General features: G+C 73.3%; 13 protein-coding genes and 1 riboswitch. Of the genes, 9 read left to right on the top strand and 4 right to left on the bottom strand.

Features of this window, described 5'->3' with window-relative positions; all coding sequences use genetic code 11:
* Nucleotides 1-255 precede the first annotated feature (255 nt).
* The 4 genes from VKA29_RS29555 to VKA29_RS29540 all read left to right on the top strand — a co-directional run bounded on the left by VKA29_RS29555 (nt 256) and on the right by VKA29_RS29540 (nt 4,865).
* Nucleotides 256-1,245 carry a malate dehydrogenase gene (locus VKA29_RS29555; protein WP_324789063.1) on the top strand — a complete coding sequence of 330 codons (990 nt, stop codon included), beginning with the start codon at nt 256-258 and terminating at the stop codon, nt 1,243-1,245.
* Between the two features lie 255 nt (nt 1,246-1,500).
* Nucleotides 1,501-3,282, top strand: coding sequence for a hypothetical protein (locus tag VKA29_RS29550; protein WP_324789062.1), 1,782 nt, complete (start codon nt 1,501-1,503; stop codon nt 3,280-3,282).
* Nucleotides 3,272-3,631, top strand: a complete 360-nt coding sequence (locus VKA29_RS29545; RefSeq protein WP_324789061.1) for a hypothetical protein — start codon at nt 3,272-3,274, stop codon at nt 3,629-3,631. Before VKA29_RS29550 ends, VKA29_RS29545 begins: the two co-directional genes overlap by 11 nt.
* Before the next feature lie 10 nt (nt 3,632-3,641).
* Nucleotides 3,642-4,865 (top strand): hypothetical protein, encoded by a 1,224-nt coding sequence (locus tag VKA29_RS29540; protein WP_324789060.1) that lies wholly within the window; start codon nt 3,642-3,644, stop codon nt 4,863-4,865.
* 192 nt (nt 4,866-5,057) lie between these two features.
* On the opposite strand, the gene VKA29_RS29535 is transcribed toward VKA29_RS29540, so the two are convergent.
* From VKA29_RS29535 to VKA29_RS29525, 3 genes are read right to left on the bottom strand one after another with little or no spacing between them, the layout of a single operon-like run.
* Complete coding sequence (locus VKA29_RS29535; protein ID WP_324789059.1) at nt 5,058-5,780, bottom strand: isocitrate lyase/phosphoenolpyruvate mutase family protein; 723 nt, start codon at nt 5,778-5,780, stop codon at nt 5,058-5,060.
* Nucleotides 5,777-6,238 (bottom strand): carboxymuconolactone decarboxylase family protein, encoded by a 462-nt coding sequence (locus tag VKA29_RS29530; protein WP_324789058.1) that lies wholly within the window; start codon nt 6,236-6,238, stop codon nt 5,777-5,779. Before VKA29_RS29530 ends, VKA29_RS29535 begins: the two co-directional genes overlap by 4 nt.
* Complete coding sequence (locus VKA29_RS29525) at nt 6,235-6,762, bottom strand: carboxymuconolactone decarboxylase family protein (protein ID WP_324789057.1); 528 nt, start codon at nt 6,760-6,762, stop codon at nt 6,235-6,237. The genes VKA29_RS29530 and VKA29_RS29525 overlap by 4 nt, the downstream gene beginning before the upstream one ends.
* A gap of 46 nt (nt 6,763-6,808) precedes the next feature.
* On the opposite strand from VKA29_RS29525, the gene VKA29_RS29520 reads away from it, so the two are divergent.
* From VKA29_RS29520 to VKA29_RS29510, 3 genes are all read left to right on the top strand, one after another.
* Entirely contained in the window at nt 6,809-8,224 is a 1,416-nt protein-coding gene (locus VKA29_RS29520) for a PLP-dependent aminotransferase family protein (protein WP_324789056.1), read from the top strand.
* Between the two features lie 112 nt (nt 8,225-8,336).
* Nucleotides 8,337-8,684 (top strand): hypothetical protein, encoded by a 348-nt coding sequence (locus VKA29_RS29515; protein WP_324789055.1) that lies wholly within the window; start codon nt 8,337-8,339, stop codon nt 8,682-8,684.
* 6 nt (nt 8,685-8,690) lie between these two features.
* Nucleotides 8,691-9,875, top strand: a complete 1,185-nt coding sequence (locus tag VKA29_RS29510; RefSeq protein ID WP_324789054.1) for a glutathionylspermidine synthase family protein — start codon at nt 8,691-8,693, stop codon at nt 9,873-9,875.
* A gap of 25 nt (nt 9,876-9,900) precedes the next feature.
* Here the strand turns inward: VKA29_RS29510 and rocD are convergent, their stop codons facing one another.
* On the bottom strand, nt 9,901-11,142 hold the full coding sequence (gene rocD / locus VKA29_RS29505) for an ornithine--oxo-acid transaminase (protein WP_420718599.1): 1,242 nt from the start codon (nt 11,140-11,142) through the stop codon (nt 9,901-9,903).
* Nucleotides 11,143-11,198: 56 nt separating this feature from the next.
* Nucleotides 11,199-11,310, top strand: a riboswitch (ZMP/ZTP riboswitch).
* A 31-nt stretch (nt 11,311-11,341) separates the two neighbouring features.
* Between rocD and VKA29_RS29500 the strand changes: the two genes are divergently transcribed.
* Together VKA29_RS29500 and trpS are read left to right on the top strand one after the other, a co-directional pair.
* Complete coding sequence (locus VKA29_RS29500; RefSeq protein ID WP_324789052.1) at nt 11,342-12,796, top strand: glycine hydroxymethyltransferase; 1,455 nt, start codon at nt 11,342-11,344, stop codon at nt 12,794-12,796.
* Between the two features lie 231 nt (nt 12,797-13,027).
* Nucleotides 13,028-14,041, top strand: a complete 1,014-nt coding sequence (gene trpS / locus VKA29_RS29495) for a tryptophan--tRNA ligase (RefSeq protein ID WP_324789051.1) — start codon at nt 13,028-13,030, stop codon at nt 14,039-14,041.
* The last annotated feature ends 60 nt before the right edge of the window (nt 14,042-14,101 follow it).

Here is a 14,101-nt window from a genome sequence, read left to right as displayed (position 1 = left end):
CTCCCGGACGGGCGGCCGCCGTCCCATGTCGCGCGCCGCCGACCCGGCTCGCGCCGCCTTCCCGGGCCGCGGCCGGCGGCGTCCCGTGTTGCGGCGGCGTCACTCTGTGGGACGGGCCACACAACCCCGGACGTCCGGCATCCCGGATGCGCGATAGCCTGACCGGTGGATCTCTTGATACCAAGAGATCGATCATCCGCACGTCCGCACCCCCGGGCAAGGACGCCCACCGCCAGCTGTCATACGGAGAACGCCATGACCCGCACTCCCGTGAACGTCACCGTCACCGGCGCGGCCGGCCAGATCGGTTACGCCCTGCTCTTCCGCATCGCCTCCGGCCAGCTGCTCGGCGCGGACGTGCCGGTCAAGCTCCGCCTGCTGGAGATCACCCCGGCGCTGAAGGCCGCCGAGGGCACGGCCATGGAGCTGGACGACTGCGCGTTCCCGCTCCTGCAGGGCATCGACATCACCGACGACCCGAACGTGGCCTTCGACGGCGCCAACGTCGCCCTCCTCGTCGGCGCCCGCCCGCGCACCAAGGGCATGGAGCGCGGTGACCTGCTGCAGGCCAACGGCGGCATCTTCAAGCCGCAGGGCAAGGCCATCAACGACAACGCCGCGGACGACATCCGGGTCCTCGTCGTCGGCAACCCGGCCAACACCAACGCGCTGATCGCCCAGGCCGCCGCGCCGGACGTACCCGCCGAGCGCTTCACCGCCATGACCCGCCTCGACCACAACCGCGCGCTCACCCAGCTCGCGAAGAAGACGGGCACCACGGTCGCCGACATCAAGCGCCTGACCATCTGGGGCAACCACTCCGCCACCCAGTACCCGGACATCTTCCACGCCACGGTCGCCGGCAAGAACGCCGCCGAGGCCGTGAACGACGAGAAGTGGCTGGCCGAGGACTTCATCCCGACCGTCGCCAAGCGCGGCGCCGCGATCATCGAGGCCCGTGGCGCCTCGTCCGCCGCCTCCGCCGCCAACGCCGCCATCGACCACATCCACACCTGGGTCAACGGCACCGCCGAGGGCGACTGGACCTCCATGGGCATCCCGTCGGACGGCTCCTACGGCGTCCCGGAGGGCCTCATCTCCTCCTTCCCGGTCACCTGCAAGGACGGCAAGTACGAGATCGTCCAGGGCCTGGAGATCAACGAGTTCTCCCGCACCCGCATCGACGCCTCCGTCAAGGAGCTCGAGGAGGAGCGCGAGGCGGTCCGCTCGCTCGGCCTGGTCTGACGGCTCCGCGGCCCCGGCGCTCCCCGCCAGGAGCCCGCACACCCCGCGCGGCGCGAGCCGCGCAGCCCGCACGGGCCCCGTTCCGGTTCTGTCCGGACGGGGCCCGCGCCCGTTTCCGCCGCCGCTGCCCGCAGCGGCACCCGCGAGGGGCGGTCCGCGGGGAATCCGGTGTCGCGGGACCTTCCCGTCCCCCTATGCTGATGGCCTGTCAGCCGGACGTCTGAGAACGGTCTTTCCACGCATCGGGGGATTGGCGTGAGCACCGCCTACGTGCCGCAGCAACCGCAGCCGACGACGCCCGCGGGAGCGCCGCCGGCACCGCCCACCCCGCCGCACGCCAGCGAGGCGACCCGGCTGCTGTGCGCGGGCGCCTACCTGGACTCCGGTTACCGCGACCGGGTCATCGAGCAGCTCCACCTCAACGAACAGCGGATCGTCGCGCCGTCACTCGGCTTCGACGCCGCCCGTGTCCTGGCCCACGCCCTGCGCGCCCGCCGCCAGGAACTGCTGTGGGCGGGAGCGGTCATCGGCCTGTGGGCGGTCGGCGGGGCGCTCAGCGGCGGGCTGCTGCTCTTCTTCCTGTGGTCCAGCCTGGCCCTCGCCGTCGCCCCCTGGATCAGGGGCCGTGCCGCACAGCCGCCCCTGTACCGGCTGGCCGCCGCGTTCCTCGTCCGCTGGTGGGGCCGTATCGCGTTCGCGGCGCTGCTGGGCCTGACGGTCTACCAGGCGTTCGGCGGCGCCGGTTCGGACGACTCCTCCTCCAACGGTTCGTCGTACGACGGCTACTACGGCTCCTCCGGCTCCGGGAGCGCCACCGACGTCCTCGTCCCCAGCGCCGACGCCCTCCAGGGCCTGGCGAAGCCCTGGCAGGCCTGGCTCGCCCTCGGCGTGTTCGCGCTCATCGCATGGTGCGCGCATGCCCAGCGCAATCAGTTCGGCCGCGCGCTGGCCACCGAACTCTCCCCGCAGCGCTTCCCGGACGCCGCCGGCGACCCCGCCGAGCAGTCCGACAACCCGCGCTTCCAGCGGCTGAAGCAGCGCATCCGGCTCGAACAGCACGCGCCGCTGGTCATGTACCACGAGGCGCGCCCGTTCTGCGGGGCGGGAACGGCGCACGAGACCTGGGTGCTCGCCGTGGAACTCAAGCGCGACGAGCTGACCAAGCACCAGCAGCCGCTCAGCAACCGCACCGTCCTGGAGAAGATCCGGCCACTGCTCGAACAGCTCCGCGTGCCGTCGGCGCACGCCGGCCCCGGCGTCCGGGACCGGCTGCGCCGGCTGGAGATCGACGAGTGCGTGTTCCTGCCCGTCGAGGGCCTGCTCAGCCGCGACCAGGCGCCGTACACCGCGGCCGCCTTCGAGGAGCACCGGGCGCGCGCGGTCGAGGAGGGCGCGGAGAAGCGGCGGCACTTCCTGCGCATCCGGGTCGGCGGCTGGGAGGAGGAGCTGGTCGTCACCGTCTTCGTGCGCATCCACACCCAGGGCCGGATGCTCATGCTGGAGGTCGCCCCGCACGTGCTGAACCCGGTCCGCCAGGACTTCAAGGACGCCGACCGTGCGGCACACCGGTTCCGCAACAACACCGCACTCGGCAAGGCCGCCGGGGCGATCGTCCTGGTGCCCGCGTCCGCCGGCCGTTCGCTGGCCCAGCTCGGCCGCGGCCTGGCCTACGTGTGGCGGCTGCTGACCGGCGGCTACGCGGGCGCCCTGCCCGACGGGCCCGAATTGTCGGTGCGCGAGCTGGGTTCGGCCCCGGCCGGCTCCCTCTTCCAGGACATGGACGTCGCCCGCTACCTGCGCAGCCTGCAGGACCGGGTGGCGAACGGCGTACGGGCCGCGCTGGCCGAATGCGGTTACGAGACCGGCGAGTTCGCCCAGAAGATCGTGAACATCAGCAACGGGGACGTGAACATCGGCCGGGTGGACAACTCCACCTTCGCCGTCGGCAGCCACGCCACCGCATCCACCGCATCCACCGCATCCACCGTCTCGGGCGGCACCGCGCCGCAGAAGGGAGCCGACAGCAATGGCCAGTGAGGAACCCACCGTCAACTTCGGCGACGTCTCGCACAGCACTTTCGCCGTCGGCAGCCACGCGCACGCCGAGAGCCACCACCGGCACGGGCCGGGCGCGGTGCGCGACGAGGACGCCGAGGCGCTGCTGAAGGCGGTGCGCGAGCTGCGCGCCGATCTGGAGCGGGTGCGCGGCACCGCCCGGACGGCCGCGCTGGACGAGGCGCTCGCCGACACCGAGGACCAGCTCGCCCGCACCGGGCAGGCGGACCCCACCCGACGGGAGCGTCTGCGCGCCCTCCTCTCCGACTCCCAGGCGCTGTTGAGCGTCCTGGCCTCGGCCGGCGCCGTGGCCGGCCTGCTGGGGATGTGAGAGGAACACCATGAGCGGGGGACGGTACTGGAACGAGGACACCCAACGCTGGGAGGACGCCGCTCCGGGAGGCCCTCCGGCGGCACAGCCGACGGCGCCGCCGCCGGCCCGGCCGGAGTTCGCCCCGGGCCCGGCGGCGGACGGCGCGGGTACCGCGGACGGCCCGGGCACGGCCGGGGGAACCGGCGCGCCGACCGGAGCCGCCGGAGCCACCGGATCAGCCGAAGCCACCGGCCTGACGGGCGACGGTGAGGCGCGGGCGAGCGGCTGGCCCGGGGGCGGCCCGGCGAGCGGGTGGCACGGGCCGGGCGCCGGGGGAACCGTGGTGGACGGCGGCGGCGCTGTGCCCGGGGCGCCGGCAGCCGGCGCGGGCAGTTGGCCGGCCTACGGGCCCGGTACCGGCGGCGCCGCCTGGCCGTACGGTGAAGCCGGTGCCGGTGCCGGTGCCGGTGCCGGCGGTGGCCTCGGCTGGCCGGCGCCCGTGGAGCTGTCGTCGGAGGCGCCGGCCGGCCGGTCCTCGCGGCGGCTCGTGTGGTCCGTGGTCGTCGGTGCCGCCGCCGTCGGCGTCGTCGTGAGCCTCGTACTGACCCTGGTGGTCGGCAAGAACGACGACCCGGGCCACGGCCGGGCCGCGGCGGGCACCTCCGCCGGTCCCGCGCCCTCCGAACAGACGTCGTCCGGACCGCCCGCCTCCACGGCGTCCGCGTCCGCGGCGTCCGCCTCCCCGTCGGCCACCGCGCCTCCCGCCGGCTACGAGTCCCACGACGACGAGGAGGGCTTCAGGGTCGCCGTCCCCGAAGGGTGGACGCGCAGCACCGTGCCCTCCCAGTACGGCATCGCCGTGGTCAACTACCGCAGCCCGGACCGCGAGCACCGGCTGCAGGTCTACCAGGTGCAGGAGTCCTCCCCGGCCGCATCCTTCCGGCTGTACCTCTCCGCCGAGACCCGGAAGCCCGCGGGTTTCGAGGAACTGGACCTGAAGACCCTCGACGACGGCGAGTTCCGGGGCTCGCGCCTGGAGTACCTGGCCGACAGGATCAAGGGCGAGCCCGACATCGGCACCTGGCACGTCGTGGACGAGCGTTTCTTCGCCCCGGACGGCAACATCTACGCCATCGCCTCCTACGGCCCCGAATCCGACGGCCGCGACGACGAACTGAAGGCGCTCACCACGGCGTTGGAATGGTTCTGCCCGCCGTACACCACCTGCGACGCCGACCCGGCGCTGGACTGACCGGGCGGCAGCCCGCCCTGCGCCCTGGCGGCAGCCCTCATCCGTGCGTGCACGAAGGCGGCTTCGCCTCCATGACGCGCGTCACGCCCTCGGCGTGCGGTTCGCCCCCGTCCGTCCGCACGCTCCGCCCCCGTCCGTCCGCACGCTCCGCCCGGACGGGCCGCCCGGACGGGCCGCCCGGACGCGGCGCCCTCAGCCGGCGAGCCGAGCGGCGATCTCCCCGACGGCAGCCGCCGCCCGGCGCTGCAGCCCCGGACCGAACGTGACGCGGGTGGCCCCGAGTTCACCGAGTTCGGCGGGCGAGGGGCCCTCGCCGTCCAGCCGCGCCAGCACGTTGACCGGGCCCTGGATCCCGGACCGCAGCAGCGGCAGCGCCTTCACCGGCGCGGCGATGGGATACACGCAGTCGGCGCCCGCGGCGACGTACGACGCGGCCCGCTCGATGGCCCGTTCGGGATCGTTCTCGCCCCGCAGGAAGGTGTCCACGCGGGCGTTGACGAACAGCTCGCCGCCGGCCGCGTACCGCACCTCGGCCAGCCACTCGGCGTGCTGCCGCGGGTCCTTCAGCACGCCGTCCGCGGAGTCCTCCAGGTTGCAGCCGACCGCCCCGGCCGCCAGCAGCCGTTCCACCAGTTCCTTCGGCGCCAGCCCGTACCCGCCCTCGACGTCCGCCGACACCGGCACGTCCACGGCCCGCACGATCCGGGCCACCGCCGCGAACATCTCGTCGGCCGGGGTCCGCCCGTCCTCGTACCCGAGCGAGGCCGCGACCCCGGCGCTGGGGATCGCGAGCGCCGGGAACCCCGCCCCGGCGCACGCCCGGGCGCTCGCCGCGTCCCAGGGGCCGGGCAGCACGAGCGGGTCCGCGGGATCCCGGCGGCGGTGCAGGGCCCGGAAGACGTCGGTCTTGTTCACGGTGTGTACCCCCCGGGCTCGATGCGGCGGCCGACCATCACCCGGTTCCAGTTGTTGATGGCGACGATCAGGGCGATCAGGTGGGCGAGGCGTACGTCGTCGAAGTGCCCCGCGGCCTCTTCGTACACCTCGTCCGGCACGAAAGCTCCCTGGGAGGCGCCCCCGGTCGGCACGGTCACCGCCTCGGTCAGCGCCAGCGCGGCCCGCTCGCGTGCGTCGAAGACGTCGTCCCCGGCCTCCTCCCAGGCGCTCAGCAGACCGAGCTGCCGCTCGCTCACGCCGTGCTTGCGGGCGATGGCCAGATGCATGTCGAGGCAGAACGCGCAGTGGTTGATCTGCGAGGCCCGGATCACCACCAGCTCGGCGAGCGCGGGGTCGCCGAGGCCGTTCTTCGCGGCGGCGCTGAGCGCGGACAGCGCCTTGCCGACCTCCCGGTCCAGGAGTCTCGTGCGGCTCACTTGTGCTGCCCCGGCCGGTAGTGACCCGGCACCATGCGGGTGGTCACCCCGAACCGGTTCCAGGCGTTGATCACCGTGATCGCGGCGATCAGCTGCGCCAGTTCGGCCTCCTCGAAGTGCTCGGCCGCGCGGTCGTACACCTCGTCCGGCACGAAACCTCCCCCAGACTTCGTCCGGGAGGTGCCCCCAGTGAGGACGGTGATCGCCTCGGTCAGCCCGATCGCGGCCAGCTCCTTCTCCGTGTAGAAGTGCCGCGACTCCTCCCATGCGCTGAGCTGCACGATCCGCTCCACGCTCTCGCCCGCGGCGAGCGCGTCCCTGGTGTGCATGTCGAGGCAGAACGCGCAGTGGTTGATCTGGGAGGCGCGGATCTTCACCAGCTCGTACAGCGCCGGGTCCAGGCCCTGCCGGGCGGCCGCGTCCAGCCGGACCATCGCCTTGTAGACCTCGGGCGCGTGCTGCGCCCAGCGCAGGCGGGGGGTGTGCTCGGGGGCGTACCGGGCGGTGGTTTCCTTCGTGGTCATGCCTCGACCCTAGGAGCCGGGCAGCCCAGGAGTATGGTCCACTTCCATGGCGAAACCTTGGGCCGTTCCGGGTGTCGACCTGCATCTGGAACCGGCCGGCCCGCAGCCGCGCAAGGGCCTCACCGACGCCCTGCGCGAGGCCGTCCGCACCGGCCGGCTGGCCCCCGGCACCCGCCTGCCGTCCTCCCGCGCGCTCGCCGCCGACCTGGGCATCGCCCGCAACACGGTCGCCGGCGCGTACGCCGACCTGGTGGCCGAGGGCTGGCTGACCGCCCGGCAGGGCTCGGGCACCCGGGTCGCCCCCGGGGTGCCGTCCACGCCCGCACGGCAGCGGGAGAGCGGGCGGGGCGGCCCGGCGCCGCGCCCGCACACCGGTGACCGCGACCGCCCCGCCTTCGACCTGCGCGCCGGCAGCCCCGATCTGTCCGCGTTCCCGCGCGCGGAGTGGCTCAGGTCCGCCCGCCGGGTGCTGAACGCGGTCCCGTACCACGCCCTCGGCTACGGCGACCCGCGCGGCCGCGCCGAACTGCGCACCGCCCTCGCCGGCTACCTCGCCCGGGCGCGCGGCGTGCGCACCGACCCCGACCGGGTCCTGGTGTGCTCCGGGTTCGTGCACGCCCTGCGCATCCTCGGCACGGTGCTGCGGGCGCGCGGGGCGCGGACGGTCGCCGTGGAGTCGTACGGCCTGCCGCCGAGCTGGAGCGTGCTCGAAGCGGCCGGACTGCGCACCGCACCGCTGCCGTTCGACGAACTGGGCACCGATTCCACGGCGTCGACGGACGCCGCCGCCGTCCTGCTCACCCCCGCCCACCAGTTCCCGATGGGCGTGCCCCTGCACCGGGACCGGCGGGCCGCCGTCCTGGACTGGGCGCGGCGCACCGGCGGCCTGGTCCTGGAGGACGACTACGACGGCGAGTTCCGCTACGACCGTCAGCCCGTCGGTGCCCTCCAGGGTCTGGACCCCGACCGCGTCGTCTACCTCGGCACCGCCAGCAAGTCCCTCGCCCCCGGCCTGCGGCTGGCGTGGATGGCGCTGCCGCCCGGCCTCGCCGAGGAGGCGGCGTCGGCGAAGGGCGCCACCGACACCTGCGGCGTGCTGGACCAGCTCACCCTGGCGGACTTCCTCACCTCCGGCGCCTACGACCGTCACGTCCGCTCCGCCCGGCTGCGCTACCGGCGCCGCCGGGACGCCCTGGTCGCGGCCCTCGCCGCCCGCGCCCCCGACGTGCGGGTCACCGGCATCGCGGCCGGCCTGCACGCCGTCCTGCGCCTCCCGCCCGGCACCGAGCGGCCGGTGGTGCAGGCCGCCGCCTGGCAGGGCCTCGCCCTGCAGGGCCTGTCCCGCTTCCGCCACGCCGACGCGGTCGCGGAGCCCCTGGACGCGCTCGTCGTCGGCTACGGCACACCGCCGGAGCACGGGTGGACCGGGGCGCTGGAGGCGCTGTGCCGGGTGCTGCCGTAGACAGGGCACGGTCCCGTCCTCGCGTAACAGGGCACGACCCCGCCCTCGCGCCCCGGCCGGCCGGTCTCTAGGCTGTCCGCCGGACATCAGGGAAACACCAGGGGGACGCATCATGGCGGACGCACGAAGACAACTCCGTTCGGGCACGGTCGTGCTCGGCGGCATGGGACTGCTCGCGGCGGCCCTCACCGCCTGTTCCTCCGACCCCGACAAGCGCTGCGTCGACCGCGACAGTTACACCCTCGCCAAGGGCTACAAGGTCGTCGCCGACAAGAACTGCAAGTCCACCAAGTCCCCGGCCGACGGCGTCTGGTACTACGGCGGGAAGAAGAAGGGCGGCTGGGTCGAAGGCGGCTCCTTCACCAAGCCGGGCAAGGGCGGCGGCAGTTCGAGCGGCGGCAGCCACGGCGGCGTCGACCGCAGCGGCTTCGGCAGCGGCAAGGGCAGCTCGGGCGGCTGAACACCCGTGGAAAGACACCCGATCACCCCGCGCCCCGACTGGCAGCGCACGGTCGAGGAGCAGGGGCTCGTCTACCCGCTGACCCGCCACCCCGACGGCTCCCTGCGCCCCTACTGGGACGAGAGCGCCTACTACTCCTTCACGCTCCCCGAGGTCGAGGCCCTGGAGGAGACCGTCGAGGAACTGCACCGCATGTGCCTCGCCGCGGCCGGCCACATCGTCACCGCCGGACGCTTCGCCGACCTCGGCATCACCGACCCGCGGATCGCCCGGGCGGTCGCCGAGTCCTGGCACCGCCGCGCCGAACTCCCCTCCGTCTACGCCCGGTTCGACCTGCGCTACGACGGCACCGGCCCCGCCAAGCTGCTGGAGTACAACGCCGACACCCCCACCTCACTGGTGGAGGCGGCCTCACCCCAGTGGTTCTGGATGCGGGACCGCTTCCCCGGTGCCGACCAGTGGAACTCGCTGCACGAACGCCTCGTCGCCGCCTGGCGGAAGCAGGCGCCGCTGCTGCCGCCCGGCAGCCCGCTGCACTTCGCGCACTCCTCGGCCGACGAGCTCGGCGAGGACCTGATGACGGTCGCCTACCTGAAGGAGACCGCCGAGCAGGCCGGCCTCGAGACCGACTGGATCTCCATGGAGGAGATCGGCTTCGACTCGCTGACCGGCCGCTTCGTCGACAACCGGCTCCGCTTCATCCGCAGTTGCTTCAAGCTCTACCCCTGGGAGTGGCTCACCACCGACCGCTTCGGCGGCCATGTCCTGGACACCCTCGACAACGGCGGCGGCACCGGCTCCACCCTGTGGATCGAGCCCGCCTGGAAGATGCTCCTGAGCAACAAGGCGCTGCTGGCGATCCTGTGGGAGCTGTACCCGGACCACCCCAACCTGCTGGCCGCCCACCTCGACGGCCCGCGCGGGCCGGCCCGCACCACGGGCTGGGCCGCCAAGCCGCTGCTGGGCCGCGAGGGAGCCGGCATCACGCTGCACGAACCCGGCGCCGACCCGGTGATCCGCGAGGAGGCCTGCTGCTACCAGGAGCTGGCGCCGCTGCCGTCCTTCGACGGCAACCGCGTGGTGCTGGGCGCGTGGGTCGTCGAGGACGAGGCGGCGGGCCTCGGCATCCGCGAGTCCTCCGGCCCGGTCACCGACGAGTACGCCCGCTTCCTGCCGCACGTCATCCTCTGACCCTCTGATCGCGATCACCGGGTCCCTACGGCCCCAGCACCTCCCGGACCCGGCCGAGCGCCCACTCCAGGTCCTCCTCGGCGATCACCAGCGGCGGCGCGATCCGGACCGTCGCGCCGTGGGTGTCCTTCACCAGCACTCCCCGCCGCAGGAGGCGCTCGGACACCTCGCGGCCGGTCCCGCAGGCCGGGGCGACGTCGACGCCCGCCCACAGCCCGCGCCCCCGCACCGCCGTCACCCGGCCCGTGCCCTTGAGCGTGCCCAGCTCGCGCAGCAGACGTCCGCCCAGCTCCGCCGCCCGCGCCTGGAACTCGCCCGTGCGCAGCATCGCGATCACCTCCAGCGCCACCGCGCACGCCAGCGGGTTCCCGCCGAACGTCGACCCGTGCTCCCCGGGCCGGAACACCCCGAGCACCGCGGCCGACGACACCACCGCCGACACCGGCACCACCCCGCCGCCCAGCGCCTTGCCGAGCACGTACACGTCCGGTACGACGCCCTCGTGCTCGCAGGCGAACGTCCGTCCCGTGCGCCCCAGCCCCGACTGGATCTCGTCGGCGACGAACAGCACGTTCCGCTCCCGGGTCAGCTCCCGCACCCCCGGCAGATAACCGGCCGGCGGCACGATCACCCCCGCCTCGCCCTGCACCGGCTCCAGCAGCACGGCCACCGTGTTCTCGGTCAGCGCGGCCCGCATCGCGGTCAGGTCCCCGAACGGCACGATCTCGAAGCCCGGCGTGTACGGCCCGTAGTCCGCCCGCGCCTCCGGGTCGGTGGAGAAGCTGATCAGCGTCGTCGTACGGCCGTGGAAGTTGTTCCCCACGACCACGATCTTCGCCATCTCCGCGGGCACGCCCTTGACCCGGTAGCCCCACTTGCGGGCCGTCTTCACCGCGGTCTCCACCGCCTCCGCGCCGGTGTTCATCGGCAGCACCATCTCCATCCCGCACAGCTCGGCGAGCCGCTCGCAGAAGGCCGCGAACCGGTCGTGGTGGAACGCCCGCGACGTCAGCGTCACCCGGTCCAGCTGCGCCTTCGCCGCCCGGACCAGCCGCGGGTGGCGGTGACCGAAGTTGAGCGCGGAGTAGCCGGCCAGCAGGTCGAGATACCGCCGCCCCGCCACGTCCGTCACCCAGGCACCCTCGGCGGTGGCGACCACCACGGGCAGCGGGTGGTAGTTGTGCGCGCTGTGCGCGTCGGCGGCGGCGATCAGGTCTCGCGCGGTGGTCACGGCGGCTCCCGGAGGACGAGGGGGATCCCCTTCCATCGTCGCTCGCATGCTGGACGCCACGCCTGGGCCGTCCGGCCCGCCCGGTAGGCTGACGAGCGGGCCGTGACTGGCGCGCTGGACCCCCATGGCAGGGTCCGAGGATGGGACCGACCATCGGGAAGCGGCCCGAGCAGAACATGTGTGCCGTGCGCCTGGGCCGTACCGTGAACGCCGAACGCCACGTCCGGAGGTCCTCATGCCAGACAACTCTGCGTCCCTCTCCACCGAGTCCACCGCCTTCCGCGCCGCCCTCGACGTGATCCGCGCCGTGGAGCCTCGGGTGGCCGACGCCATCGGCCAGGAGGTCGCCGACCAGCGCGAGATGCTCAAGCTGATCGCCTCCGAGAACTACGCCTCCCCGGCCACCCTGCTGGCGATGGGCAACTGGTTCAGCGACAAGTACGCCGAGGGCACCGTCGGCCGCCGCTTCTACGCCGGCTGCCGCAACGTCGACACGGTGGAGTCGCTGGCCGCCGAGCACGCCCGCGAACTGTTCGGCGCCCGCCACGCCTACGTCCAGCCGCACTCCGGCATCGACGCCAACCTGGTCGCCTTCTGGGCCGTCCTCGCCGACCGGGTCGAGGTCCCGTTCCTTCAGAAGACCGGCGTCCGCCAGATCAACGACCTCTCCGAGGCCGACTGGGCCGAGCTGCGCCGGGCCTTCGGCAACCAGCGCATGCTCGGCATGTCCCTGGACGCAGGCGGCCACCTCACCCACGGCTTCCGCCCGAACATCTCCGGCAAGATGTTCGACCAGCGCTCCTACGGCACCGACCCGGCGACCGGCCTCATCGACTACGACGCCCTGCGCGCGCAGGCCCGCGAGTTCGAGCCGCTGATCATCGTCGCCGGCTACTCCGCCTACCCGCGCCTGGTGAACTTCCGGATCATGCGCGAGATCGCCGACGAGGTCGGCGCCACGCTCATGGTCGACATGGCCCACTTCGCCGGCCTCGTCGCCGGCAAGGTCCTCACCGGCGACTTCGACCCGGTCCCGCACGCCCAGATCGTCACCACCACCACGCACAAGTCGCTGCGCGGCCCGCGCGGCGGCATGGTGCTGTGCGACGACTCCCTCAAGGACCAGGTCGACCGCGGCTGCCCGATGGTGCTGGGCGGCCCGCTCCCGCACGTCATGGCCGCGAAGGCGGTCGCCCTCGCCGAGGCCCGGCAGCCCGCCTTCCAGGACTACGCCCAGCGCATCGTCGACAACTCCCGCGCCCTCGCCGAGGGCCTGACGCGCCGCGGCGCCACCCTCGTCACCGGCGGCACCGACAACCACCTCAACCTGATCGACGTCGCCACCTCCTACGGCCTCACCGGCCGCCAGGCCGAGGCCGCGCTGCTCGACTCCGGCATCGTCACCAACCGCAACGCCATCCCGGCCGACCCCAACGGCGCCTGGTACACCTCCGGCATCCGCGTCGGCACCCCGGCCCTGACCACGCGCGGCCTGGGCACCGCCGAGATGGACGAGGTCGCCGGCCTCATCGACCGGGTCCTGACCACGACCGAGCCCGGCACCACCAAGTCCGGCGCCCCGTCCAAGGCCGCCCACGTCCTCGACGCGAAGGTCGCCGACGAGATCTCCCGCCGCGCCACCGACCTCGTGGCCGGTTTCCCGCTGTACCCGGAGATCGACCTCGGCTGACGCCCCGGCGCGATCGCGCCCACTCTCACGACGGCGGTCCGGCCGATGCCGGGCCGCCGTCGTACGTACCGCCGTCGTACGTACCGCCGTCGTACGTACCGCCGTCGTCGTACCGCCGTCGCACGTACCGCCGTCGCCGTACCGCGTCGTCACACTCCCGGGAAGAAACCGGATCGCACCTGTTTCCGGCCGGTTCCGGATCAGCCCCCGGTACCTGAGAGAATGGTGAGCATGGCCCAAGACCGACCCCGCGTGCTCTCCGGAATCCAGCCCACCGCAGGCTCCTTCCACCTCGGCAACTACCTCGGCGCCGTCCGCCAGTGGGTGGACCTGCAGGAGACCCACGACGCGTTCTACATGGTCGTCGACCTGCACGCGATCACCGTTCCGCAGGACCCGGCCGAGCTGCGCGCCAACACGCGCCTGGCCACCGCGCAGCTGCTGGCCGCCGGCCTCGACCCGGACCGCTGCACCCTGTTCGTCCAGAGCCATGTCCCCGAGCACGCCCAGCTCGCCTGGGTCATGAACTGCCTCACCGGCTTCGGCGAGGCCTCCCGCATGACCCAGTTCAAGGACAAGTCCGCCCGGCACGGCGCCGAGCGCGCGTCCGTCGGACTGTTCACGTACCCGATCCTCCAGGTCGCGGACATCCTGCTGTACCAGGCCCACGAGGTGCCGGTCGGTGAGGACCAGCGCCAGCACATCGAGCTGACCCGCGACCTCGCCGAGCGCTTCAACGGCCGCTTCGGCGACACCTTCACCATCCCCAAGCCGTACATCCTCAGGGAGACGGCGAAGATCTACGACCTTCAGGACCCGTCGATCAAGATGAGCAAGTCGGCGTCCACGCCGAAGGGTCTGATCAACCTTCTGGACGAGCCGCGGGCCACCGCCAAGAAGGTCAAGAGCGCCGTCACCGACACCGACACCGTGGTGCGCTACGACACCGAGAACAAGCCCGGCGTCAGCAACCTGCTCACCATCTACTCGACGCTCACCGGGACGGAAATCACCGAACTGGAGGAGAAGTACGAGGGCAAGGGCTACGGTGCGCTCAAGACGGACCTCGCCGAGGTCATGGTCGAGTTCGTGACGCCGTTCCGGGAGCGCACCCAGCAGTACCTGGACGACCCCGAGACGCTGGACTCGATCCTGGCCAAGGGCGCGGACAAGGCGCGCACGGTCGCCGCGGAGACGCTCGCCCGGGCGTACGACCGGGTGGGCTTCCTGCCCGCCAAGCACTGACGCGCACCACCGCGCGGACGCGGCACGTGCCAGAGCGCCGCACATCACTCCGGTTGCGCC

This window comes from Streptomyces sp. H51 (assembly GCF_035656535.1).
GTDB lineage: Bacteria > Actinomycetota > Actinomycetes > Streptomycetales > Streptomycetaceae > Streptomyces.
This window is presented reverse-complemented; position numbering and strand designations above follow the sequence as displayed.